Here is a 23,385-nt window from a genome sequence, read left to right as displayed (position 1 = left end):
GGGCGACGCTTGATTGGGCGCAACAGGGAAAACGGGGCGTATTATAGAGAAAGCGACCTCGCGACGAAACCGTTTGCGCACAATTTTTGGCAACCCGGATTTGCCTGAATTTTGCGCAAAAGCTGCTATAAAAGTTGCTCAGTGTGATTTTGTTGCGCAAAATGCCCCTCGCTCTGGGAGTTCAAAGAAGATAAATACTGCCTTTAAAAGACAGAGGCCTTAGAGCCAGCGAGAGATAAATATTTGAAACGCCTAAAATTTAATTATCTGTTTATCGGTCTGGTTGCCGTGCTGTTAGCGTTAGCGCTGTGGCCATCCATTCCCTGGTATGGGGGTGGGCAGGACAGGATTTCACAGATTAAATCACGGGGAGTCCTGCGGGTCAGTACCATCAACTCCCCATTAACGTACTACACAGTTAACCAGTTACCGGCCGGTATGGATTATGAGCTGGCAAAACGCTTCGCCGATTATCTTGGCGTCAAACTGAAGGTGACGGTTCGTCCTAACCTGAGCGATCTGTTTGATGATCTTGACGAGGGTAAAGCCGATTTGCTGGCCGCTGGCCTGAACTACAACAATGAACGCCTGACGCGCTATCAGACCGGGCCAGGTTACTACAACGTTTCACAACAGCTGGTCTATCGCGTGGATAAGCCACGCCCTAAAAACCTCGGTGACTTAAAGGGGCGGCTGACAGTTGCGTCCGGATCGGCCTATCTGTCCACGCTCAAGAGCGCCCGTTCCAATCAGTTCCCCGATCTGGACTGGGCGATCTCCACCGATCAGAGTCCTAAGGCCCTGCTGGAAGCGGTCGCCGACGGCAAGCTCGACTACACCATTGGTGACTCGGTGACCATCGCCCTGCTGCAGCGCATCTATCCGCAGCTGGCGGTGGCGTTCGACGTTACCGATGAAGAGCCGGTGACCTGGTATGTGCGGCACAGCGATGACGACAGTCTGAATGCAGCAATGCTCGACTTTTTTAATGGTATGGGCGAAGAAGGCGCGATGGCGCGGCTGGAGGAGAAATATCTCGGTCACGTCGGTACCTTTGACTATGTTGATACCCGCACATTCCTGCGCGCCATCGACAATACGCTGCCCGACATCAAGCCGCTGTTTGAGAAGTACGCCACCAGCATCGACTGGCGGCTGCTGGCGGCGATCTCTTATCAGGAGTCGCACTGGAACCCGCAGGCTACCTCACCGACCGGCGTGCGCGGCATGATGATGCTGACGCGTAACACCGCTGATAGCCTGGATGTGGGCGATCGAACCGATCCCGAACAGAGCATTCGCGGCGGCAGTCAGTATCTGCAGGATATGATGGCGAAGGTGCCGCAGACCATCCCGGAAGATGAGCGCATCTGGTTTGCGCTGGCAGCTTATAACATGGGTTATGCCCACATGCTTGACGTCCGCAAGCTGACGGCACGCCAGGGCGGTAATCCGGACAGCTGGGCGGATGTGAAGCTGCGTCTGCCCATGTTAAGCCAGAAGCGCTACTACACGCAGACAGCGTATGGCTATGCCCGTGGACATGAAGCCTATAACTACGTGGAGAATATCCGCAAGTATCAGATAAGCCTGGTGGGTTATCTGCAGGAGCAGGAGAAGCGTCTGGCGCGGCAGGCTGAAGCACAGGCCGAACTGGCGAAGGGCTACCCGGCGGTTGAACCGAAGATCGCCATGAACTAACCCTGGCGTTGCGCCTGACGCAGCACTTTTTTCTGCTCACGACGCATACGGAAGAAGTCGCTCAGCATGGCGGCACACTCTTCAGCCAGCACGCCGCTATGCAGTTCAACCTGATGATTCATGCCAGGATGGCCCAGCACATCCAGCAGCGATCCCGCTGCCCCACTTTTAATATCGTGCGCACCATAGACCAGTCGGCTAATACGGCTGTGAACCATGGCACCGGCACACATCACACACGGCTCCAGCGTAACGTAAAGCGTTGTATCCAGCAGGCGGTAATTTTCCAGTACTTTACCGCCCTGCCGCAGCGCCATGATCTCTGCATGCGCGGTCGGATCGTGCTGGCCGATGGGCCGGTTCCAGCCTTCCCCAATCACCCGGTCGTTCTGAACCAGCACGGCCCCCACCGGCACTTCGCCCTGCTCCCAGGCCCGGCGCGCCAGGCTGAGCGCGTGGCGCATCCAGTATTCATCTTGTTGTTTCACGCTGACCACTCCGGGCGACTGAAAAGCGGCGCATTATAGCGATCTCTGCGAGCGTGTCGAAACTTATTCCAGCTGCTGCAGTTCACCCGCCGGGGTTACACGCCAGCGATGCTGACAGAAGAACAGTAACGGGTTGTCCTGTTTGCTGTCGCTGTAGCCACTGTAAAGCTGTAACGGCGTGCCGATTTTCTCTTCAAGCTGGGCCACTTTCTCATGACCGAGGCAGCGCATCGCCAGCACACGCCCGCCCCAGCCGCGACGCATCTGACTGGCAATCAGCTTCACGCGTGGCAGAAACGCGGAGTCATAATAGACCTGCTCCACCAGCGACTGTGGCGATCCGGTGATCAGCCAGACGTCAGCGTCATCACTGCCGAGGTAATCCGTCAGACGCTGCTGCACCATCGGAAAGGCCTTTACGCGCAGGCGAAACCACTGGGCAAACTCGGCTTCGAGGCGCAGCAATGTCTGCTCGGAGCGGCCAAAGGTAATTGACCAGAGCAGCAGGCTCATGGGCCAGCGTGCCGCGCGGCCTTTAAACAGCAGACCGATGCCCACCACCGGCAGTAACGGCACCACCAGCAGCAGATTAAGCGGGCGGCGACGCAGCAGATAGCGCATAAAGGTGCCGAACATGTCCTGCTGATGCAAAGTGCCATCGAGGTCGAAAAATACGATGCGACGTTGTGTTCCCCTGGTCAAACAACTCTCCTTAACGGCTGATTCCGGGATGATAAAGAGTAGTGTAGCCATCATCAGGCGGTACGGCGATGACGGTCATTTTTAATTCCGATGACTACAATGCCCGATGAATAGTTTATTCTTCACTGATTATCCCTGAATTACGAGGATTGGGCATGAGTTCATTGCTGCGCATTCGCCAGCTTTATCCACGTCTGGCATTGAACGAGCGTCGGCTGGCGGATTTTTTACTGTCGCAACCCGATCGGGCACGTCACCTGAGTTCGCAAAAGCTGGCGGAAGAGTCGGGCGTCAGCCAGTCGAGCGTGGTGAAGTTTGCTCAGAAGCTGGGATATAAAGGCTTTCCGGCGCTTAAGCTGGCTCTGAGTGAGTCACTGGCGGACAAGGATGCCATTACCGTGCATAACCATATTCTCAGCGACGATCCGCTTAAAATGGTGGGGGAAAAGCTGCTGACCGAAAAGCTCTCGGCGATCCGCGCCACGCTGGATATTAATAGCGAAGAAAAGCTCAACGATGTGTTACAGCTGCTGAAAAATGCCCGGCGTATTTTACTGGTCGGCATCGGCGCATCGGGCCTGGTGGCAAAGGACTTCTCCTGGAAGCTGATGAAAATTGGTATCAATGCGGTGGCGGAACAGGACATGCACGCCCTGCTGGCCAGCGTACAGGCGATGGGGCCAGGCGATGTGCTGCTCGCTATCTCCTACACCGGGGAACGGCGCGAGATTAATCTGGCGGCGCAGGAAGCGGTTCAGGTTGGGGCCGATGTGGTAGCGTTTACCGGCTTTACGCCGAACAGCCTGCAGCAGAGTGCCAGCTACTGTCTTTACACGGTGGCGGAAGAGCAGAGCACCCGCAGCGCGGCGATCTCCTCGACCACAGCGCAGCTGGCCCTGACCGATCTGCTGTTTATGGCGCTGGTGCAAAACGATCCGGAACGTGCGTCGAGTCATATTCGTCACAGCGAAGCGCTGGTGAAAAAGCTGGTCTGATCAGTGGCAGCGCGTATAATACCCGCGTTTTTTCTGTTGTTACCAGGTGGGATAAATGGCGCTGTTGATTACGTCCAGATGCATTAACTGCGATATGTGTGAACCGGAGTGCCCGAACCAGGCGATTTCACTGGGCGATGCGATCTATGAGATTGATGTCAGCCGCTGCACGGAATGCGTCGGGCATTATGAAGCGCCAACCTGTCAGCGGGTCTGCCCCATCGACAACACCATTATCACTGACCCACAGCACACCGAATCACGCGATGCGCTGTGGGATAAGTTCGTGCTGCTGCACGGCTAGCTTTCAATGATCACCGTGGCGCAGGCGTAGTGACGCTCATCGGCCAGCGTTACGTGAACGTGGTTAACGCCCAGCTTCTCTGCCACGTCAGCGGCCTGCTGAAAGAAGCGTAACCCCGGTTTACCCAGCGCATCGTTGTAAACTTCGAACTGATTAAATGCCAGACCACCGCGAATGCCGGTGCCGAAGGCTTTGGCTGCCGCCTCTTTAACCGCAAAGCGTTTGGCGAGAAAGCGCACCGGCTGTTTGTGCGCCTGATACTGCTGCCATTCGGCTTCACTCAGCACCCGACGCGCCAGCCTGTCGCCGGAGCGCGCTATCACGTCGGCAATGCGTTCAATCTCAACGATGTCGCTGCCCAGACCCAGAATAGCCATCAGCGGCGGGCTTCACGCAGCAGTTGCTTCATCTCTTTGACCGCATCCGGCAGGCCACTCATCACCGCACGGCCGATAATCGCATGGCCGATATTCAGCTCATGCATTTCCGGCAGCGCCGCAATCGGCAGCACGTTGTGGTAGGTCAGACCGTGACCGGCATTCACCTTCAGCCCCAGGCTGGCGGCAAAGGTCGCGGCATGACGAATGCGTGCCAGCTCTGCGTCACGCTCTCGTCCCTCGGGAGCCTCGGCATAAGCGCCGGTGTGAATTTCGATGTAAGGCGCACCCGTGGCAACGGCCGCTTCGATCTGGCGGTGGTCGGCATCAATAAACAGTGAAACCAGAATGCCCGCGTCACGCAGCAGTCGTACGGCCGCGTTCATCTTCTCCTGCTGCCCTGCCACATCCAGTCCGCCTTCCGTAGTCACTTCCTGACGCTTTTCCGGCACCAGGCAGCAGAAATGGGGCTGGATATCACAGGCGATGCCGATCATCTCATCAGTGACCGCCATCTCCAGATTCATGCGCGTCTGGATGGTGTCCCGCAGAATTCGCACGTCGCGGTCGGTAATGTGACGGCGATCTTCGCGCAGGTGCACTGTAATGCCGTCTGCGCCTGCCTGCTCGGCGATGAACGCTGCCTGCACCGGATCGGGATAGTTTGTCCCACGGGCGTTACGCACCGTGGCAATGTGATCGATATTGACGCCTAACAGCAACTCAGCCATAACCATCCTCACTTCTTTTCCATCGTGATGTTGAGTGTACCGCGCAACTATAAACCGTCAGTACACCCTGCGCTATTCATCTGCCTGTTCGGGCTTTTTCTTCGGGATAAACTGGCGGAACAGCTCCTGACTTTTCAGCGGCTTGCCACCCAGGTAGGGCTTCAGGGCAATACGGGTAAACCGCTTCGCAGCGCGCAGCGTGTCGGCATCGGGAAACTCACGTTCGCACAGGGCGTGCAACTCACGGCCGGTAAAGCTGCGCTGATTAACCACCAGACTGGCGATAAAGCCACGCTCTTCACGGTAACTGTACGTCATGTCGTCGCTGACCGGCTCGCCGCTGCCGGCACAATGCAGGAAGTCGACGCCGTAGCCCAGGTGACCGAGCAGCGCCAGTTCAAAACGACGCAGTGCCGGTTCGGGCTTGCCGTGCGTTGAGGCTAATGCCTGAAGGCAGTTGAGATAGTCGAAGAAGAGTTCCTGGAAAGGCGATTCCGGCTGCAGTACGCGAGAGACCAGCTCATTGACGTAGAGACCGCAGTAGAGCGTAATGCCGCTGAGCGGTAAAGCCAGCGACACCGCTTCGGCATTGCGCAGGGTTTTAACGTCCCCACGCCCGCTCCAGCGAACCAGCAGCGGGGTAAAAGGCTGTAACGCACCTTTCAGCTGGGAGCGCCGCGAGCGTGCGCCCTTGGCCAGCACCCGAACCCGCCCTTCGTTTTCACTGAACAGGTCGAGCAGCAGGCTGGTTTCGCTGAAGGGACGACTATGCAGCACAAAGGCGCGTTGCCAGCCTTCCATTGAATCAGAGATCGTCTGTATAACCCAGGCTACGCAGCGCTCGTTCGTCATCTGCCCAGCCGGATTTCACTTTCACCCACAGTTCGAGATGCACTTTCGCTTCGAACATCTCTTCCATGTCCCTGCGCGCTTCTGTTCCGATGACTTTGATTTTGGCACCTTTGTTGCCAATCACCATCTTCTTCTGCCCTTCGCGCTCGACCAGAATCAGACCATGAATGTCGTAACCGCCGCGTTCGTTGGTCACGAAGCGTTCAATCTCCACGGTGACCGAGTAAGGCAGTTCAGCGCCCAGAAAGCGCATCAGTTTTTCACGGATCATCTCTGACGCCATGAAACGCTGAGAGCGATCGGTGATGTAATCTTCCGGGAAGTGATGATCGGCCTGCGGCAGATGCTTGCGGGTAATCGCCGCAATGGTATCGACGTTTTTGCCGCTCTCCGCAGAGATTGGCACGATATCAAGGAAGTTCATCTGCTGGCTGAGGAACTGCAGATGCGGCAGCAGAATGGTTTTATCCTGGATGTTGTCGACTTTATTCACAGCCAGCACAACCGGCACTTTATTGTCGCGCAGTTTGTTTAACACCATCTCATCATCTGGCGTCCAGCGGGTACCTTCAACGACGAAGATCACCAGCTCTACGTCGCCAATCGAACTGCTGGCTGCACGGTTCATCAGACGGTTAATGGCGCGCTTCTCTTCCATGTGCAGTCCGGGGGTATCGACGTAAATCGCCTGATAGTTGCCCTCAGTATGAATGCCCATGATGCGGTGGCGCGTGGTTTGCGGCTTACGCGAGGTGATCGACACCTTCTGCCCCAGCAACTGGTTCAGTAAGGTGGATTTACCGACGTTCGGTCGGCCAACAATCGCGACAAAGCCGCAATAAGTAACGTTTTCGCTCATTCGAGTCCTGAATTGTTCAGCGCCTGATGCGGCGCCGAAGAGTGCTATTTGAGTCATGTGTCATTCAGCGTCTTCTGACGCCGGGATAGAGCTGTCAGAGGGTGATTGATTCAGCGCCGGTCCGGCACTGTCACCCCGACAGACCTATTCGAGACCTAATTTTATCAGTGCCTGTTCAGCCGCTGCCTGCTCGGCTTTACGACGGCTGGAGCCGACGCCGACGACCGGCTCGGCCATGCCACTCACCTGACAGTGAATGGTAAATTCCTGATCGTGGGCTTCGCCACGCACCTGCACCACCAGATAACTTGGCAGCGGCAGATGACGTCCCTGCAGATACTCCTGCAGGCGCGTTTTGGGATCTTTTTGTTTGTCGCCAGGACTGATTTCATCCAGGCGCGTCTGATACCAGTCGAGGATCAGCTGCTCTACCCGCTCGATGCTGCTGTCGAGGAAGATGCCGCCAATCAGCGCTTCCACCGTATCCGCCAGGATCGATTCGCGACGGAAACCGCCGCTTTTCAGCTCCCCCGGTCCTAAGCGCAGGCACTCGCCAAGATCAAATTCGCGAGCCATTTCAGCCAGCGTATTGCCACGCACCAGCGTGGCACGCATGCGGCTCATGTCACCTTCATCAACACGCGGGAAGCGGTGATAAAGGGCATTCGCAATCACATAGCTAAGAATAGAATCGCCCAGAAATTCCAGGCGCTCGTTGTGCTTACTGCTGGCGCTGCGATGAGTCAGGGCCTGCTGTAACAGTTCCGAATGAGTAAAAGTGTAGCCCAGTTTGCGCTGAAGCTTGTTAATCAGGATGGGGTTCATGCGATTCCAGTTCTTTGTTGCGTCTGTGACTCTGCATACCAAACGGGGCTGGCAGTCCAACACGTTCCGTTTGGTGTGCAGTGGCCTCCCTGAGGAGGCCACCCGATTTGCCTGTTAATCAGACAAAATTATTAGTGGATACCGCCGATGCGACTGAATCGCACGCCGGTTGGCCACTGACCTTCTTGTTTCTCAAAGCTCATCCAGATAGCGACCGCTTTGCCGACCAGATTACGCTCCGGGACAAAGCCCCAGTAGCGGCTGTCGGCGCTGTTATCACGGTTGTCGCCCATCATGAAGTATTGCCCTTTCGGCACGACCCAGCTCGCCTGCGGCTGACCTGGCTGCTGATAATACATGCCTGCCTGACTCTGCGCTTCGTTAACCAGCAGAATGTCATGCGTCACGTTACCGATTGTCTCTTTGCGGGTTCCCAGGCGCAGACCACCGCGCAGGGTATCGCCCTGTGGCACCTGATAAAAACCGTTGCCGGTTTCGTTGCCATCAAAGCCGCTAAAGGTCTGAATAAAATTGCTTGGCTCAACGTCGGTGTAAGTCACTGCTAACGCTGTGTCGCAGGCTTTATCATCACCACAGGTCGGTTTCACCGTCAGCGTTTTGCTGTAAGGATCATAGATGACTTTATCGCCTGGCAGGCCAATAACGCGCTTAATGTAGTCCAGGCTCGGATCTTTCGGGTATTTAAATACCGCAATGTCGCCACGCTTCGGCTGACCGGTTGGGATCAGCGTCGTCTGGGTAATCGGATCTTTAATGCCGTAAGCAAACTTCTCCACCAGGATAAAGTCGCCAATCAGCAGTGTTGGCATCATCGAGCCAGAGGGAATCTGGAACGGTTCGTAAATAAACGAACGCACGATGAAAACCACGGCCAGCACCGGGAACACGGACGCGGTGGTCTCAACCCAGCCTGGCTGTGAAGAGACTTTCGCCAGCGTTTTGCTGTCAAGCGCGTTACCGGTCTGGGCCTGCGCCGCCGCCTGTTTCGCGCGACGCTCGGGTGCCCATTTGAAACGATCAATTACCCAGACGATGCCAGTAATCAGCGTCGCTATCGCCAGAATCAGGGCGAACATATTAGCCATTGGAAATCCTTATTTGCTGTCCTTACCGACATGCAGAATGGCGAGGAACGCTTCCTGTGGCAGCTCAACGTTACCAACCTGCTTCATACGCTTCTTACCATCTTTCTGTTTCTGCAACAGTTTCTTCTTACGACTGACGTCACCGCCATAACACTTGGCGAGAACGTTTTTACGCAGCTGTTTAACGGTTGAACGCGCGATAATGTGGTTACCAATCGCAGCCTGAATCGCAATATCAAACTGCTGACGCGGGATGAGCTCTTTCATTTTCTCAACCAGATCGCGGCCGCGATAAGGCGCATTGTCGCGGTGAGTAATCAGCGCCAGCGCATCCACACGTTCAGAGTTAATCAGTACGTCGACACGCACCATGTCTGAAGGCTGGAAACGTTTGAAGTTGTAATCCAGCGAGGCATAACCGCGCGAGGTGGATTTCAGACGGTCAAAGAAGTCGAGGACCACTTCTGCCATCGGAATTTCATACGTCAGTGCAACCTGATTGCCGTGGTAAACCATGTTGGTCTGCACGCCACGCTTCTCAATACAGAGCGTGATGACGTTGCCCAGATACTCCTGCGGCAGCAGCATGTGACATTCCGCGATCGGCTCACGCAGTTCTTCGATGTTATTCAGTGGCGGCAGCTTGGATGGGCTGTCGACATGAACAATTTCGCCGCCGGTGGTCACGACTTCATACACTACCGTCGGTGCAGTGGTAATCAGATCGAGGTCGTATTCGCGCTCCAGACGCTCCTGGATGATTTCCATGTGCAGCAGACCGAGGAAGCCACAGCGGAAACCAAAGCCCAGCGCCGTTGAGCTTTCTGGCTCATAGAACAGCGAGGCATCGTTCAGACTCAGCTTGCCAAGCGCATCACGGAACGCTTCATAGTCGTCAGAGCTGATCGGGAACAGACCGGCATAAACCTGCGGCTTCACTTTTTTAAAGCCTGGCAGCGCTTTGTCTGCCGGGTTGCGGGCGGTGGTCAGGGTATCCCCCACCGGTGCGCCGAGGATATCTTTAATGGCGCAGACCAGCCAGCCGACTTCACCGCAGTTCAGTTCATTACGATCGACACGTTTCGGGGTAAAGATACCCAGGCGATCAGCGTTATAGACCTGGCCGGTGCTGAGGACTTTGATCTTGTCACCTTTACGCATGGTGCCGTTTTTCACACGCACCAGCGAGACAACGCCCAGGTAGTTATCAAACCAGGAATCGATAATCAGCGCCTGCAGCGGGCCTTCCGGATCGCCTTCCGGCGGCGGAATATCGCGCACTAAGCGTTCCAGCACGTCCGGAACGCCGACGCCGGTTTTAGCGGAGCAGCGCACCGCATCAGCCGCATCGATGCCGACAATATCTTCAATCTCCTGCGCAGCGCGATCGGGATCGGCGGCCGGCAGGTCAATTTTGTTCAGAACCGGCACTACTTCCAGATCCATCTCCATCGCGGTGTAGCAGTTCGCCAGTGTCTGCGCTTCAACACCCTGACCCGCATCCACCACCAGCAATGCACCTTCGCAGGCAGCCAGTGAGCGGGAAACTTCATAAGAGAAGTCTACGTGGCCCGGAGTATCGATGAAATTGAGCTGGTAAGTTTCGCCGTCTTTCGCGTGGTAATCGAGTGTGACGCTCTGTGCTTTGATAGTAATGCCACGCTCCCGCTCCAGATCCATGGAGTCAAGAACCTGCGCAGCCATTTCACGGTCAGAGAGGCCACCGCAGATCTGAATAAGGCGGTCAGAGAGCGTAGATTTACCATGGTCGATATGAGCGATGATGGAGAAATTTCTTATGTGCTTCATTTATAGGGATATCTTCGCTTAAAATTCAGTTGAAAATCTGAGCACAGACACATTCAGGAAGATCGCTCTTTACCCACAATCCTGTCAGCCTCATTAATGACGACGCATATTACACTGTTAACGCCGCGCATAAAAGAATGGAACGTGGTGGAAGCGAAACAGATATCTGCGCAAGGCAGAACGGACAAAGGCCGCGGGATGCGCGGCCTGGACGTACATTACGCTTCGCTTTCAACACGCAGCGCATCGGGAGGGAGGGCAATGTTCAGAATGACCGGCTGAAAGGCTTCGCGATCGCCAAATTTCATTGAAACGCCTTTCGCGACAATAAAACCGCCGATGCCGCCCAGCAGTGCGCCACAGGCGGCCGCCAGATCGCTGCTGAACAGCGACTGAAACAATCCGGCAACCACAAACAGGCCAAACAGCGGCGTCATATAGACCAGCAGCGCTGAACCCAGCAGGCTGCTCTCTTTGATGCCTAACTCAATGCGCTGTCCCGGCTGCAGCGGCTTGCTGCTGGCAATCTGCATCACGTGAGCATTCTTCGGACCGAGTTTGTTCAGCATATGGCTGCCACAGCCTTTGCGTGCCTGGCAGCTGTTGCAGGACGTTTTTGCTTCGGTGTGCAGTGTGGCAATGCCATCCTGCCATGCCACCACGGTGGCCCATTCTCTCATCATTTTTGTGACCCCAGGTCGATGCTGTCCGCAATACGCTTTGCGGTTGAGGGCGGTAATTCGCCGATCACCGCAATTTCGTTATTATTGCGCACAACGGTCTGGACCGTACGACGCCCAGTGCGCAATGTCTGGGTTGTGCTGCTTTTATCAGCTGGCGTCACGTTGATCGCGAAACTAAACAGACCATCGCTATAGAGCTTCGACTCAATATTTTTGTTCAGCCCCGGCAGCGTGCGACGATTCTGCGACACTAGCGACATGCCTGCGGGTATCCAGCCTGGCTGCCAGGCGACGGTAACTGCGTCCCCTTTCGGCACGGACAGCGACGGTGGCAGATTCGCTTTCTCCAGCCCCTGCATCAGATTGCGCACCCCTTCATCCACCGCAAAGCTGATAACGCGGAACTGCTCCAGCGTTTCACCGTCACGATCGAGCAGGTCGATGCGCAGCGGCAGCTTGGTATCGACATCCAGCCAGACCACATAGCTGTAACGCGTACCATCGCGTGACACGATGCGCAATACATCACACATCTGATCGGCAATGCGCGAGCGTCCCACGGTAATAAAATCGTAGGCAGTGGCGAGTTTGGTGAAGTCAGCAAAAATCACTGACGGCAAAGCGTCGATAATGTGATTGCCAGGAAGCGAGAAAGGATCGAGGCCGGGTTCGAAGTAGCTGATATCGTTGCCACGCTGGATCACTTCCCGACGTGGTCCGTCCATCTGCAACAGCTGCGCGAATATCCGGTTATCGATCACAGCATGACGATAACGCAGCGATTCAATACCGATGCGCGAGACGTTGATATAGGCAAATTCGTAGTTAAGGTTCTGACTTGCCTGCTCCATCTGCTGCAATAGCGCCCCGGACGCAGTAGTTTGCGCCGGGGCGGCAGATGACCACAACAGGCTGCCTGTCAGCAGGCTAACAGCATACCAAAACGGCTTCATTACTGCTGCTGCTGTCCTAATGACTGGTTTCCGGGAACATCAACCTGCGCCTGTTTTGGCGCATCGGTTTCAAACTGCAGCTGATCAGCATGCAGACGACGTTGCAGTTCATAGTCCTGCAGCATGGCGTTCACGCGACGACGCTGATCCTGAACCTGCTGATTTGAGCTGTTGGTGTCAAAGGCATCTGACGGCACACCCAGGCTCACCGGTGAAGCTTTACCCATCATCGGCAGCGTATTAAACACCGGAGAGTCAGAGGTCTGCGTGGCGCTACCCTGCGGCTGGTTGTAGTGCTGAACACCCACGATCACGGCCAGTGACACACAGGCAGCTACGCCCACCTGAGTCAGTTGCGCAGCCCACGGGCGCGCTTTTTTCCAGAACGGCATTTTTTCCCAGCGGGAAGGTTCTGGCTGAGCTTCAGGGATCAGCGTGGTAACCGTACGCAACGGTTCTTTTTCGATAGCAGCAGCGACGCGCGCAGAGATATCAAAATGCAGGACATCGCCCACATCACCGCGCATGGTATCGCGAATAAGATGATAGCTCGCCCAGCTTTTCTGTAGTTCTGCGTCCTTAGACAAGGCGGAAAACAGCTCGTTATCTAAGGTCTCACCATCCATTAAAGCGGAAAGTTTTTCTTTCTGCATGCCTATGTACCCTTCCAGTAGCCGTTATCACTAACGTTGGATAAGCGGTTGAACTTTGTTATCAATGGCCTCTCGCGCACGAAAGATACGTGATCGAACAGTGCCTACCGGGCAATCCATAATGACGGCGATCTCTTCATAACTCAGACCGTCCAGTTCCCTGAGGGTGATTGCCATACGCAAGTCCTCGGGTAGCGCCTCGATGGTACGAAAGACAATTTGTTTCAATTCGTCAGACAACATTAAGTTCTCAGGGTTCGAAATTTCTTTTAATGCACCCGCACTTTCGAAATTTTCTGCGTCAATCGCATCCACATCGCTGGATGGCGGACGACGCCCCTGAGCAACCAGGTAATTTTTCGCTGTGTTTACCGCAATGCGGTACAGCCAGGTATAAAACGCGCTATCGCCCCGGAAAGAGTCCAGTGCGCGATACGCTTTAATAAACGATTCCTGTACTACATCAGGCACGTCGCCCGAGGGAACATAGCGTGAAACCAAACTCGCCACTTTATGCTGGTAACGAATCACCAGTAAGTTGAACGCTTTTTGATCTCCCTTCTGTACCCGCTCGACAAGGACCTGATCCGTTAACTGCTCGCTCATCCGAGGTAATGTCTCCCCAAATTTTTCATATGCATAAAGTAACTGCCAGCACATCTCATGTTTCTGAGCAAGCATGCGCTTAGAGTTGTGATGTGGTGCGAAGTTCACTTCCCGCCGTGATATTTACCGCTCCGATGGAGATAACACAGGTTGTTCGTTTTCGTTCAGTGTCAGGAGCGTAAATCGCAGGCAGAGTAACCTATGACAACAGCTTTTTCATCATTAAATCCTTTAGGTTTAATAAGTTTGCTATAAAAAACCACGGCTGAAACGGCCTGTTTTTAACTTACTGATTATAGGTGACTTTAGATAATTGTCAGATTAACGCGCGCATCTGATGTTTAAAATACTTCACAGAAATCCCTGTTAGGCTTATGCTCAGGCCTGACCTTGTTTAGTAAATTAAACATTATGAAGAATGCAAACCCGGATTATCAGTGTGATGTGTTGATTGTGGGCAGCGGTGCGGCTGGACTGTCGCTGGCGTTACGGCTGGCAAAACAGTATCAGGTGACCGTTCTCAGTAAAGCGCAGGTCAATGAAGGGTCAACCCTTTATGCGCAGGGCGGTATTGCTGCGGTGTTTGATGAGACGGACAGCATTGAGTCACATATCGAAGACACGCTGATTGCCGGCGCGGGATTATGCGACCGTGAGGCCGTATCGTTTATTGCCAGTAATGCCCGGCATTGTGTGCAGTGGCTGATCGACAACGGCGTTGCGTTTGATCTCGATCCGCAGGCGGCGGGTGACATGCGCTATCACCTGACGCGCGAAGGCGGCCACAGTCATCGCCGCATTCTGCACAGTGCTGACGCCACCGGCCATGCGGTAGAAACCACGCTGGTGAGCCAGGCATTAAGCCACCCTAACATCCGGATTCTGGAGCGCACCAACGCGGTCGATCTGATTCTTTCAGATAAAATCGGCCTGCCTGGCGCTCGGCGAGTGGTGGGTGCGTGGATCTGGAATCGCAATCGCGAGCAGGTCGAAACCTGTCGGGCACGGGCCGTCGTCGTTGCAACGGGCGGGGCCGCCAAAGTCTATCAATATACTACTAACCCTGACATCGCCTCCGGTGATGGCATCGCGATGGCGTGGCGCGCGGGTTGCCGGGTAGCCAATCTGGAATTTAACCAGTTTCATCCGACCTGCCTGTTTCATCCGCAGGCGCAGAATTTCCTGTTAACCGAAGCGTTACGCGGAGAAGGCGCCTGGCTGTTACGTCCCGATGGCAGTCGTTTTATGCCCGACTTCGATGAACGCGCCGAACTGGCCCCGCGCGATATTGTTGCCCGCGCTATCGACCACGAGATGAAACGGCTGGGCGTTGACTGTATGTATCTGGATATCAGCCACCAGCCTGAAGAATTTGTGCGCGCACATTTCCCGATGATCTATGAGAAGTTGCTGACTTTTGGCTTTGACCTGACCAAAGAGCCGATTCCGATTGTGCCTGCCGCGCACTACACCTGCGGTGGCGTCGTCGTCGATCAGCACGGTCAGACCGACGTCAGTGGCCTGTATGCCATTGGTGAAGTGAGTTATACCGGCCTGCATGGCGCTAACCGCATGGCCTCCAATTCGCTGCTGGAGTGTCTGGTGTATGGCTGGTCCGCGTCAGAGGAGCTGATGCGTACCCTGCCCGGCATTGAAGCCGTCACTGCCCTTCCTGCATGGGATGAGAGTCAGGTTGATGACGCCGATGAACGCGTAGTAATCCAGCATAACTGGCACGAGTTACGGTTATTCATGTGGGATTACATGGGAATCGTCCGCACCACCCGGCGGCTGGAACGGGCGTTACGCCGCATCAATCTGCTTCAGCAGGAGATCGATGAGTATTATCACCACTTCCGCCTCTCCAATAATCTGCTGGAGCTGCGGAATCTGGTGCAGGTCGCTGACCTGATGGTGCGCTGCGCGCTGGAGCGAAAAGAGAGTCGCGGCCTGCACTATATCCGTGACTATCCGGACTTACTGCCAGAAGCGCTGCCGACTATTCTGACCCCACCGGGTTACATGAAGAGGTAAAAGTCCTGCGTCAGGCTACACCACTCATCGGAATAGCGGGTGTCTGGTGCTCGGATTGCGAGACGCTCCAGCAGCGTTTCCCCAGCCTGCGGCGACAGACCCAGTACGACGCGGTGTGGCGGACGATGGGCATATTCCGCCACGTCCAGCCGGAAACGAAGATGCCAGCCATCGGCCTGCGCCAGGGTGATAAACGTCTGCCCAATATCGACGGGCAGCACCACGCAGAACATCCCCTCTTCTTCAATTAATAAGGCTGCACTGCGTAACAGCGTCTGATGATCGAGCGAGGCTGTCGCGCGTGCATTGTCCCGTGCCACGGTAGAACAGGCTACGCCCGGCGTAAAATAAGGGGGATTGCTGACAATCAGCGAGTAACGTTTATCGCACTGCTCAGCCCAGCTGGCGATATCCTGCTGATGAACCTGAATACGTTCAGGCCACGGCGACTGCTGCACATTCTCCTGCGCCTGCTGTGCGGCTTCAGGTTCTAACTCCACCGCATCGATTTGGACCAGTGACGGCGTGCGCTGCGCCAGCATCAGCGCGATTAACCCGCTGCCGCTGCCAATATCCAGAATGCGTCTGACTCCGGCGACCGGCGCCCAGGCACCAAGCAGAATGGCATCGGTGCCCACTTTCATCGCACAGCGATCGTGGGCAACAAAAAATTGTTTAAAGGTAAATCCGTTCTTGTTTAACTGAGGCCGTTCACGCGGCTTATCCTGCATCATTCGTCACTACCATCGTTTTTTTCCTGCCGCACGGCAGCGCATGAGTGTAACGTGACGACAGTGGGAATTCACGCAGCAGACAACCCCAGGCGCAGCGGAAACGGATTAACAGATGAAGATTCAGTCTGATCTGTCTATAATCAGCGCCCCAAACTGAGGTAGACCATGACAGTAACCACATTTTCCGAACTCGAACTCGACGAAAGCCTGCTACAAGCGTTGCAGGAAAAAGGCTTTACGCGCCCAACAGTGATCCAGGCTGCTGCAATTCCGCCCGCGCTGGAGGGCCGTGACGTTCTGGGTTCGGCACCTACAGGAACCGGGAAAACCGCCGCGTATCTGTTACCGGCGCTGCAGCACCTGCTTGATTTTCCGCGCAAGAAATCCGGGCCGCCACGCATCCTCATTGTGACCCCGACCCGTGAACTGGCGATGCAGGTTGCCGATCATGCGCGTGAGCTGGCGAAACATACGCATCTGGACATCGCCACGATCACCGGCGGCGTGGCTTACATGAACCATGCCGAAGTCTTCAGCGAAAACCAGGATATCGTGGTCGCGACCACCGGACGTCTGCTGCAGTACATCAAAGAAGAGAACTTTGACTGCCGCGCCGTAGAAACGCTGGTGCTGGATGAAGCGGACCGCATGCTTGATATGGGCTTTGCTCAGGATATCGAAACCATCGCGGCTGAAACGCGCTGGCGCAAGCAAACCATGCTGTTTTCCGCCACGCTGGAAGGCGACAATATCCGTGACTTCGCCGAACGTCTGCTGAACGAACCGGTTGAACTGGAAGCGGATCCGAGCCGTCGCGAGCGCAAAAAAATCCAGCAGTGGTACTACCGCGCTGATGATCTGCAGCATAAAACCAAATTACTGATTCATCTGCTGAAGCAGCCGGATGTAACGCGCAGCATTGTGTTCGTACGTAAGCGTGAACGTCTGCATGAACTGGTGAGCTGGCTGCACGAAGCGGGGATTCGTAGCAGCTATCTTGAAGGTGAAATGGTGCAGGCCAAGCGTAACGAAGCGATTAAGCGTCTGAGTGAAGGACGCGTTAACGTGCTGGTAGCAACGGATATCGCCGCCCGTGGTATTGATGTTGAAGATGTCAGCCACGTCTTCAACTATGACATGCCGCGTACCGCCGATACCTATCTGCACCGCATCGGTCGTACCGGTCGTGCGGGCCGCAAAGGCATCGCCATTTCACTGGTTGAAGCGCACGACTTCGTTCTGCTGGGCAAAATCACACGCTACGTGAACGAGCCGATCAAAGCGCGTGTGATTGATGAGCTGCGTCCTGAGACGCGTGCGCCTGGTGCTAAAACCACGGGTAAACCGTCGAAAAAGGTGCTGGCAAAGCGTGCTGAGAAGAAAGCGAGCGAAACAGAAAAACCGCGCGTGAAAAAACGCCATCGTGATGCCAAAAACGTCGGCAAACGCCGCAAGGCAAGCGGCACGACGCCAGCTAATGAGAATGCGGAATAAAACATCACACGCATAAAAAAATCGCCTCACAGGAGGCGATTTTTTTTATCTGATAATCAGTTACGGCCTTTTCAGAATGTTTTTTCTGCCAGTGTCCTTTCTTCACAACACTGGCATCCGCATGCCGGGTAATTAACTGCTTATCTCTTTCATAATATTAATAAAAATTGCTGTGTGCGCTTTGCGCTAATTTTCAGCACCCGATAATTCAGGCGGCTTACAGACTTTCGGTAAAGGTACGGGTGATCACGTCGCGTTGTTGCTCTGGCGTCAGTGAGTTAAAACGCACGGCATAGCCTGAAACACGAATGGTCAGCTGCGGGTAGTTTTCAGGATGTTTTACCGCATCTTCCAGTGTTTCGCGACGCAGAACGTTGACGTTCAGATGCTGTCCGCCTTCAACGCGTACCTGAGGTTTGATTTCAACCGGCACTTCACGGTAAGCGAATTCGCCCAGTTCGCTGATGGCGACAACCTGATCTTCTTCATAGCCCGCTTTTGCACACAGGCAACGCGCTTCAGCTTTCTCTTCATCCAGCAGCCAGAAAGAGTTCAGAAGTTGTGAATTGTTAGTTTGAGTGATCTGGATACCAGTGATCATGATTGCGTCTCCCGGATAATACGTGAATAAATCAAATTTGAGGCCCCGGTATACCATCATTCATTCGACACAGCCTTGACCTGTATCAATATTAATCAGCCATTCAGCGCGGTTTTTAGCTAACCCATTGATCTCAAAATGCCTGCCAGCTAAAAATAATTTTTATTTTTCAAATTATTTTTGCCTTCAGGTCAGCGGCAGGAACGGCTAAGCTTACTCCACTAACGTTAAGGGAGTTAAACATGGCTGAAAAGCTGACCTGGCACGACGTGCTGGCTGAAGAGAAAGAGAAACCCTATTTTATTGAGACGCTGAAGCAGGTCGCCGATGAACGCGCCGCGGGCATAACCGTCTATCCACCGCAGAAAGATGTGTTCAATGCGTTTCGCCTGACGGAACTCGGTGACGTCAACGTCGTGATTCTGGGGCAGGATCCCTATCACGGGCCAAATCAGGCGCACGGGCTGGCTTTCTCGGTGCTGCCGGGCGTTCAGGTACCGCCCTCACTGCAGAATATCTATAAAGAGTTGATGCAGGATATTCCCGGCTTCCGGAAACCCGATCACGGCTTTCTTGATAGCTGGGCAAAACAGGGGGTGATGTTGCTGAACACGGTGTTAACGGTTGAGGCGGGTAAAGCCCATTCCCATGCTCGTTTTGGCTGGGAGACCTTTACGGACAACGTGATTGCGGCGATTAACCAGCACTGTGAAGGGGTAATTTTCCTGCTGTGGGGCTCACATGCGCAGAAGAAAGGCAGCATTATCGATCGCAAGCGCCATCATGTGCTGCAGGCGCCGCATCCCTCGCCGCTCTCCGCGCACCGTGGATTTTTCGGCAGCAAACACTTCTCAACGACTAATGAACTGCTGAGCGCTGCCGGTAAAAAGCCGGTGGACTGGACGCCGGTCTTACCTGAATAGCGCCCAAACGCACACGGCCGCGTCAGTGCGCGGCCGTGTAACAGGATTCAGGTTGAATCAGCTTTTAGCTTTAGAAACCGCAACCATCGCCGGGCGCAGCAGGCGACCATTCAGCGTATAGCCACGCTGCATCACCAGCATCACATGGTTAGGTTCAAATTCTTCAGACTCCATCATCGACATCGCCTGATGGACTTCAGGGTTGAATGGCACGCCGGTTTCGCCGACCACTTCAACACCGAACTTACGCACGGCACCGAGCAGGCCCTTCAGCGTCAGTTCAATCCCTTCGATCATGGATGCCAGCTGTGGGTCCTCTTTATTGGCCACTTCCAGCGCACGTTCCAGGCTGTCGATGACCGGGAGCAGTTCATTGGCAAACTTCTCCAGCGCAAACTTGTGCGCCTTCTCAACGTCCATCTCGGCACGACGACGAATGTTCTCAACCTCAGCCTGCGCACGCAATTGGGCATCGCGTACACCGGTCTGCGACTGCGCTAATTCAGCTTCGAGCTGAGCAATACGCTCATCACGCGGATCCACCTCTGCTGCTGTCTCCGCTTCCTGAGGTTGCTGCTGATCCTGCTGAATTTCGTCTGAGACTTGCTCGTTTGGGGTGTTCTGTTCTTTACTACTCATGAATTTCTCCGCGTTTTGCACATTCATTTCGCTGGTTGGCTTATTATGGGGATTGGTATGACGGATTCAAGGGAACCTATCACATTGCCTTGCCGTTTTGGCTTATAAGGAACACCGACCAGATGAACAAACACTTTAACTGCATTGGTATCGTGGGTCATCCGCGCCATCCCACCGCGTTAACCACGCATGAGATGCTCTGGCGCTGGCTGACAGCCAAAGGTTATCAAGTGATCGTTGAGAAGCAGATTGCGCAGGAGCTGTCGCTTCACGACGTGCAGACCGGCACGCTGGCGGAGATTGGTCAGCAGGCTGATTTAGCGGTCGTCGTGGGCGGTGACGGTAACATGCTGGGCGCAGCGCGAGTGCTGGCGCGCTATGATATCAAAGTGATTGGCATTAACCGCGGTAACCTCGGTTTTCTCACCGACCTTGACCCGGACAATGCGCAGCAACAGCTGGATGAGGTGCTGCAGGGTAACTATTTCGTCGAGAGCCGCTTTCTGCTGGAAGCGCAGGTGTGCAAATCCGACTGCTCACCGCGTATTGGCTCCGCCATCAACGAAGTGGTGCTGCATCCCGGTAAAGTCGCGCACATGATCGAATTTGAAGTCTACATTGATGAAGTTTTCGCCTTTTCCCAGCGCTCTGATGGGCTGATTATTTCGACCCCCACCGGCTCTACCGCCTATTCCCTCTCTGCGGGTGGACCGATTCTGACGCCATCACTCGAAGCGATTGTGCTGGTGCCAATGTTCCCGCATACGCTGTCAGCGCGGCCACTGGTCATTAACAGCAGCAGTACCATCCGTCTGCGCTTTTCTTCACGCCGTAGCGACCTGGAAATCAGCTGTGACAGCCAGATTGCGCTGCCAATTCAGGAAGGTGAGGATGTACTGATTCGGCGCAGTGCCGGTCATCTTGATTTAATTCATCCTAAAAACTACAGCTATTTCAATACGCTGAGTTCAAAACTGGGCTGGTCAAAAAAATTGTTCTGAAAACCGGCCTCACCTCTTTACTGGATAAAAAACCAGTTTATACTGTATGAAAAACCATATGTGTTTATTCGTACAGGTGAACCTATGCTGGCCCAACTGACCATCAGTAATTTCGCTATCGTTCGTGAGCTCGACATTGATTTCCAACGCGGCATGACGGCAATCACTGGTGAAACCGGTGCCGGTAAGTCTATCGCGATTGATGCGCTGGGATTATGTCTGGGCGGCCGTGCCGATGCCGACATGGTGCGTCAGGGTGCCAGCCGGGCCGATATCTGCGCCCGTTTCCAGCTTAAGTCCTCCCCTTCTGCTCAGCACTGGCTGATGGAAAATCAACTCGACGACGGCAACGAGTGTCTGCTACGTCGGGTGATCAGCGCTGATGGTCGTTCCCGTGGCTTTATCAATGGTACAGCGGTGCCACTTTCTCAGCTGCGCGATCTCGGCCAGCTGCTTATCCAGATCCACGGTCAGCATGCCCATCAGCTTTTGCTCAAACCCGATCATCAGAAGCATCTGCTGGATGCCTATGCCGGTCACGACGATCTCCTGCAACAAATGCGCGCCAGTTATCAGACCTGGCACCAGAGCTGTCGCACCCTCGCGCTGCATCAGCAGCAGGCGCAGGAACGCGAATCACGCCGCGAGCTGTTGCAGTATCAGCTCAAAGAGCTGAACGAGTTCGCACCGCAGCAGGGCGAATATGAGCAGATTGACGAAGAGTACAAGCGTCTGGCCAACAGCGGACAGCTGCTGTCGACCAGCCAGCAGGCGCTGCAGCTGTTAGCAGACAGCGATGACAATAATCTCAACAGCCTGCTCTACACCGCGCGTGAGATGATTTCAGAACTGACCTCGCTGGATGAGAAACTGAACGGCGTTCATAACCTGCTGGAAGAGGCGGCGATTCAGCTGAGCGAAGCCAGCGACGAACTGCGTCACTACTGCGACAGCCTTGATCTGGACCCTAATCGCCTGTACGAACTGGAAAAGCGTATTTCCCGCCAGATTGCGCTGGCGCGTAAGCATCACGTCACGCCAGAAGCGCTGCCTGAACTGCATCAGCAACTGCTGGCGGAAGCGGAGTTGCTGTCACAGCACGAAAGCGATCAGGAAAGCCTGCAATCGCTGGTGGGTGAACATTACCAGGCGGCACTGCAAAGTGCAGAGCAGCTGCATCAGCAACGCAGCCACTATGCCGATGAGTTGCAGCAGCTGATTACCCAGAGTATGCATCTGCTCTCAATGCCGCATGGCCAGTTTAAAATCGCGCTGACCTTTAACCCGGATCAGCTGACGGCAGATGGCGCGAGCCGCGTCGATTTCCAGGTGACGACCAACCCAGGCCAGCCACTGCAGCCGCTGGGCAAAGTTGCTTCGGGCGGTGAACTGTCACGTATCGCGCTGGCGATTCAGGTAATCACCGCGAAGAAAATGGAAACACCGGCGATGATTTTCGATGAAGTGGATGTCGGGATCAGCGGCCCGACTGCTGCCGTCGTCGGTAAACTGCTGCGTCAGCTGGGTGAATCGACCCAGGTCATGTGTGTCACCCACCTGCCGCAGGTTGCCGGTTGCGGACATCAGCACTTCTATGTCAGCAAAGAGACCGATGGCGCGATGACCGAAACCCATATGCAGCCGCTGGACAAGCGAGCGCGTCTGCAGGAACTGGCGAGACTGCTGGGCGGCAGCGAGGTGACACGTAATACCCTGGCCAACGCAAAAGAACTTTTAGCCGCATAGCAGCGCACTTTTTTAACGTACCGTGGTCATATGCTTGCTCTGTAGAGGTTTCCAACGGCGAAAAGGTTTATTATCATCGGCACTTATGTTGTCAGAGTAATAAAGCCTGCCGCAGGCAGAGTTCAGATTTTGATGGCAAGAAAGCCGCCTGTTAAAGGCGTTTGGCCCCGGAAAAGGAATGTATAGATGCGCTGTAAAACGCTGACTGCCGCGGCAGTGGTAATGTTGATGATGACCGCCGGATGTTCCACCTTAGAGCGCGTGGTCTATCGTCCTGATATCAACCAGGGTAACTATCTGGTTGCCAACGATGTGGCCAAGATCCATACCGGTATGACACAGCAGCAGGTGGCTTACACGCTCGGTACGCCGATGATGAAAGATCCGTTTGGCAGCAACGTCTGGTATTACGTTTTCCGTCAGGAGCCAGGCCATGAGAGCGTGAAGCAGCAGACGCTGACGCTGACCTTTGATGGCAACGGTGTTCTGACCAACATCGATAACAAGCAGAATCTGTCAAAGAACAACGACTGATTTCACAACAGGCCGTTTTAAAGACAGCAAAAAAG

The 23,385-nt window shown here is 54.7% G+C and carries 25 protein-coding genes; 9 read left to right on the top strand and 16 right to left on the bottom strand.

Translation table 11 applies throughout. The features are described 5' to 3' along the window. Positions 1-243: 243 nt before the first annotated feature. Positions 244-1,701: a membrane-bound lytic murein transglycosylase MltF gene (gene mltF, locus IBT54_RS15240; protein ID WP_013358751.1), complete on the top strand. Its 1,458-nt coding sequence runs from the start codon at positions 244-246 to the stop codon at positions 1,699-1,701. Here mltF and tadA read toward each other — a convergent pair. Together tadA and yfhb are read right to left on the bottom strand one after the other, a co-directional pair. After that, on the bottom strand, positions 1,698-2,189 hold the full coding sequence (tadA, locus tag IBT54_RS15235; RefSeq protein WP_201252407.1) for a tRNA adenosine(34) deaminase TadA: 492 nt from the start codon (positions 2,187-2,189) through the stop codon (positions 1,698-1,700). The two genes, mltF and tadA, sit on opposite strands and share 4 nt — an antisense overlap. A 63-nt stretch (positions 2,190-2,252) precedes the next feature. Next, entirely contained in the window at positions 2,253-2,891 is a 639-nt protein-coding gene (gene yfhb / locus IBT54_RS15230; protein WP_033783907.1) for a phosphatidylglycerophosphatase C, read from the bottom strand. Positions 2,892-3,046: 155 nt separating this feature from the next. On the opposite strand from yfhb, the gene IBT54_RS15225 reads away from it, so the two are divergent. Next, entirely contained in the window at positions 3,047-3,886 is an 840-nt protein-coding gene (locus tag IBT54_RS15225) for a MurR/RpiR family transcriptional regulator (protein ID WP_201252406.1), read from the top strand. A gap of 55 nt (positions 3,887-3,941) precedes the next feature. Further along, positions 3,942-4,190, top strand: a complete 249-nt coding sequence (locus IBT54_RS15220; protein ID WP_033733547.1) for a YfhL family 4Fe-4S dicluster ferredoxin — start codon at positions 3,942-3,944, stop codon at positions 4,188-4,190. On the opposite strand, the gene acpS is transcribed toward IBT54_RS15220, so the two are convergent. From acpS to rpoE, 11 genes are all read right to left on the bottom strand, one after another. Beyond that, entirely contained in the window at positions 4,187-4,567 is a 381-nt protein-coding gene (gene acpS / locus IBT54_RS15215) for a holo-ACP synthase (protein ID WP_013358755.1), read from the bottom strand. The genes IBT54_RS15220 and acpS overlap by 4 nt on opposite strands. Continuing rightward, complete coding sequence (pdxJ, locus tag IBT54_RS15210) at positions 4,567-5,298, bottom strand: pyridoxine 5'-phosphate synthase (RefSeq protein ID WP_201252405.1); 732 nt, start codon at positions 5,296-5,298, stop codon at positions 4,567-4,569. Before pdxJ ends, acpS begins: the two co-directional genes overlap by 1 nt. A gap of 72 nt (positions 5,299-5,370) precedes the next feature. Continuing rightward, the gene (gene recO, locus IBT54_RS15205; RefSeq protein WP_033733548.1) at positions 5,371-6,099 is read right to left on the bottom strand and encodes a DNA repair protein RecO; all 729 of its coding nucleotides are present in this window, start codon (positions 6,097-6,099) and stop codon (positions 5,371-5,373) included. Between the two features lie 4 nt (positions 6,100-6,103). Further along, positions 6,104-7,009, bottom strand: a complete 906-nt coding sequence (gene era, locus IBT54_RS15200; protein ID WP_033733549.1) for a GTPase Era — start codon at positions 7,007-7,009, stop codon at positions 6,104-6,106. Between the two features lie 144 nt (positions 7,010-7,153). Continuing rightward, positions 7,154-7,834, bottom strand: a complete 681-nt coding sequence (gene rnc / locus IBT54_RS15195) for a ribonuclease III (RefSeq protein ID WP_010257656.1) — start codon at positions 7,832-7,834, stop codon at positions 7,154-7,156. Positions 7,835-7,965: 131 nt separating this feature from the next. Continuing rightward, positions 7,966-8,940 carry a signal peptidase I gene (gene lepB / locus IBT54_RS15190; RefSeq protein WP_033733550.1) on the bottom strand — a complete coding sequence of 325 codons (975 nt, stop codon included), beginning with the start codon at positions 8,938-8,940 and terminating at the stop codon, positions 7,966-7,968. Between the two features lie 9 nt (positions 8,941-8,949). Continuing rightward, positions 8,950-10,749, bottom strand: coding sequence for a translation elongation factor 4 (gene lepA / locus IBT54_RS15185; protein ID WP_013358760.1), 1,800 nt, complete (start codon positions 10,747-10,749; stop codon positions 8,950-8,952). A 218-nt stretch (positions 10,750-10,967) separates the two neighbouring features. Beyond that, entirely contained in the window at positions 10,968-11,432 is a 465-nt protein-coding gene (gene rseC / locus IBT54_RS15180) for a SoxR-reducing system protein RseC (RefSeq protein ID WP_033783909.1), read from the bottom strand. Continuing rightward, a complete protein-coding gene (rseB, locus tag IBT54_RS15175; RefSeq protein WP_013358762.1) occupies positions 11,429-12,385 on the bottom strand; it encodes a sigma-E factor regulatory protein RseB in 957 nt (318 codons plus the stop codon). The genes rseC and rseB overlap by 4 nt, the downstream gene beginning before the upstream one ends. Then, positions 12,385-13,038: an anti-sigma-E factor RseA gene (gene rseA, locus IBT54_RS15170; protein ID WP_013358763.1), complete on the bottom strand. Its 654-nt coding sequence runs from the start codon at positions 13,036-13,038 to the stop codon at positions 12,385-12,387. The genes rseB and rseA overlap by 1 nt, the downstream gene beginning before the upstream one ends. Before the next feature lie 30 nt (positions 13,039-13,068). Then, on the bottom strand, positions 13,069-13,644 hold the full coding sequence (gene rpoE / locus IBT54_RS15165; protein ID WP_013358764.1) for an RNA polymerase sigma factor RpoE: 576 nt from the start codon (positions 13,642-13,644) through the stop codon (positions 13,069-13,071). A 411-nt stretch (positions 13,645-14,055) separates the two neighbouring features. Here rpoE and nadB point away from each other — a divergent pair, with 411 nt between their 5' ends. Next, positions 14,056-15,678: an L-aspartate oxidase gene (gene nadB / locus IBT54_RS15160; RefSeq protein ID WP_095707698.1), complete on the top strand. Its 1,623-nt coding sequence runs from the start codon at positions 14,056-14,058 to the stop codon at positions 15,676-15,678. On the opposite strand, the gene IBT54_RS15155 is transcribed toward nadB, so the two are convergent. After that, entirely contained in the window at positions 15,663-16,412 is a 750-nt protein-coding gene (locus tag IBT54_RS15155; RefSeq protein ID WP_107320026.1) for a tRNA1(Val) (adenine(37)-N6)-methyltransferase, read from the bottom strand. The genes nadB and IBT54_RS15155 overlap by 16 nt on opposite strands. Before the next feature lie 165 nt (positions 16,413-16,577). Between IBT54_RS15155 and srmB the strand changes: the two genes are divergently transcribed. Continuing rightward, complete coding sequence (srmB, locus tag IBT54_RS15150; RefSeq protein ID WP_033783912.1) at positions 16,578-17,906, top strand: ATP-dependent RNA helicase SrmB; 1,329 nt, start codon at positions 16,578-16,580, stop codon at positions 17,904-17,906. Between the two features lie 217 nt (positions 17,907-18,123). Here srmB and grcA read toward each other — a convergent pair whose 3' ends face one another. Further along, positions 18,124-18,507, bottom strand: a complete 384-nt coding sequence (gene grcA / locus IBT54_RS15145; protein WP_013358769.1) for an autonomous glycyl radical cofactor GrcA — start codon at positions 18,505-18,507, stop codon at positions 18,124-18,126. Positions 18,508-18,749: 242 nt separating this feature from the next. Between grcA and ung the strand changes: the two genes are divergently transcribed. Continuing rightward, positions 18,750-19,430 (top strand): uracil-DNA glycosylase, encoded by a 681-nt coding sequence (gene ung, locus IBT54_RS15140; protein WP_147789542.1) that lies wholly within the window; start codon positions 18,750-18,752, stop codon positions 19,428-19,430. 57 nt (positions 19,431-19,487) lie between these two features. Here ung and grpE read toward each other — a convergent pair whose 3' ends face one another. Next, complete coding sequence (gene grpE / locus IBT54_RS15135) at positions 19,488-20,069, bottom strand: nucleotide exchange factor GrpE (protein ID WP_003848585.1); 582 nt, start codon at positions 20,067-20,069, stop codon at positions 19,488-19,490. A gap of 122 nt (positions 20,070-20,191) precedes the next feature. Here grpE and nadK point away from each other — a divergent pair, with 122 nt between their 5' ends. From nadK to bamE, 3 genes are all read left to right on the top strand, one after another. Further along, entirely contained in the window at positions 20,192-21,070 is an 879-nt protein-coding gene (nadK, locus tag IBT54_RS15130; RefSeq protein ID WP_003848582.1) for an NAD(+) kinase, read from the top strand. An 84-nt stretch (positions 21,071-21,154) separates the two neighbouring features. After that, positions 21,155-22,816, top strand: coding sequence for a DNA repair protein RecN (gene recN, locus IBT54_RS15125; RefSeq protein ID WP_033783915.1), 1,662 nt, complete (start codon positions 21,155-21,157; stop codon positions 22,814-22,816). Between the two features lie 186 nt (positions 22,817-23,002). Then, entirely contained in the window at positions 23,003-23,350 is a 348-nt protein-coding gene (gene bamE, locus IBT54_RS15120) for an outer membrane protein assembly factor BamE (RefSeq protein ID WP_013358772.1), read from the top strand. Positions 23,351-23,385 lie beyond the last annotated feature (35 nt).

The sequence above is a fragment of the Pantoea sp. S62 genome (assembly GCF_016658625.1).
GTDB classification, from domain to species: domain Bacteria; phylum Pseudomonadota; class Gammaproteobacteria; order Enterobacterales; family Enterobacteriaceae; genus Pantoea; species Pantoea vagans.
Note: the sequence above shows the minus strand (reverse complement) of the source record. Positions and strands in the feature narration are given on the sequence as shown.

Bases quoted from the DNA above. Each gene is read 5' to 3' on its own strand.
- IBT54_RS15225 (WP_201252406.1), top strand. From the start codon at position 3,047: ATGAGTTCATTGCTGCGCATTCGCCAGCTTTATCCACGTCTGGCATTG.
- IBT54_RS15220 (WP_033733547.1), top strand. From the start codon at position 3,942: ATGGCGCTGTTGATTACGTCCAGATGCATTAACTGCGATATGTGTGAA.
- acpS (WP_013358755.1), bottom strand. From the start codon at position 4,567: ATGGCTATTCTGGGTCTGGGCAGCGACATCGTTGAGATTGAACGCATT.
- pdxJ (WP_201252405.1), bottom strand. From the start codon at position 5,298: ATGGCTGAGTTGCTGTTAGGCGTCAATATCGATCACATTGCCACGGTG.
- recO (WP_033733548.1), bottom strand. From the start codon at position 6,099: ATGGAAGGCTGGCAACGCGCCTTTGTGCTGCATAGTCGTCCCTTCAGC.
- era (WP_033733549.1), bottom strand. From the start codon at position 7,009: ATGAGCGAAAACGTTACTTATTGCGGCTTTGTCGCGATTGTTGGCCGA.
- rnc (WP_010257656.1), bottom strand. From the start codon at position 7,834: ATGAACCCCATCCTGATTAACAAGCTTCAGCGCAAACTGGGCTACACT.
- lepB (WP_033733550.1), bottom strand. From the start codon at position 8,940: ATGGCTAATATGTTCGCCCTGATTCTGGCGATAGCGACGCTGATTACT.
- lepA (WP_013358760.1), bottom strand. From the start codon at position 10,749: ATGAAGCACATAAGAAATTTCTCCATCATCGCTCATATCGACCATGGT.
- rseC (WP_033783909.1), bottom strand. From the start codon at position 11,432: ATGATGAGAGAATGGGCCACCGTGGTGGCATGGCAGGATGGCATTGCC.
- rseB (WP_013358762.1), bottom strand. From the start codon at position 12,385: ATGAAGCCGTTTTGGTATGCTGTTAGCCTGCTGACAGGCAGCCTGTTG.
- rseA (WP_013358763.1), bottom strand. From the start codon at position 13,038: ATGCAGAAAGAAAAACTTTCCGCTTTAATGGATGGTGAGACCTTAGAT.
- rpoE (WP_013358764.1), bottom strand. From the start codon at position 13,644: ATGAGCGAGCAGTTAACGGATCAGGTCCTTGTCGAGCGGGTACAGAAG.
- nadB (WP_095707698.1), top strand. From the start codon at position 14,056: ATGAAGAATGCAAACCCGGATTATCAGTGTGATGTGTTGATTGTGGGC.
- IBT54_RS15155 (WP_107320026.1), bottom strand. From the start codon at position 16,412: ATGATGCAGGATAAGCCGCGTGAACGGCCTCAGTTAAACAAGAACGGA.
- srmB (WP_033783912.1), top strand. From the start codon at position 16,578: ATGACAGTAACCACATTTTCCGAACTCGAACTCGACGAAAGCCTGCTA.
- grcA (WP_013358769.1), bottom strand. From the start codon at position 18,507: ATGATCACTGGTATCCAGATCACTCAAACTAACAATTCACAACTTCTG.
- ung (WP_147789542.1), top strand. From the start codon at position 18,750: ATGGCTGAAAAGCTGACCTGGCACGACGTGCTGGCTGAAGAGAAAGAG.
- grpE (WP_003848585.1), bottom strand. From the start codon at position 20,069: ATGAGTAGTAAAGAACAGAACACCCCAAACGAGCAAGTCTCAGACGAA.
- nadK (WP_003848582.1), top strand. From the start codon at position 20,192: ATGAACAAACACTTTAACTGCATTGGTATCGTGGGTCATCCGCGCCAT.
- recN (WP_033783915.1), top strand. From the start codon at position 21,155: ATGCTGGCCCAACTGACCATCAGTAATTTCGCTATCGTTCGTGAGCTC.
- bamE (WP_013358772.1), top strand. From the start codon at position 23,003: ATGCGCTGTAAAACGCTGACTGCCGCGGCAGTGGTAATGTTGATGATG.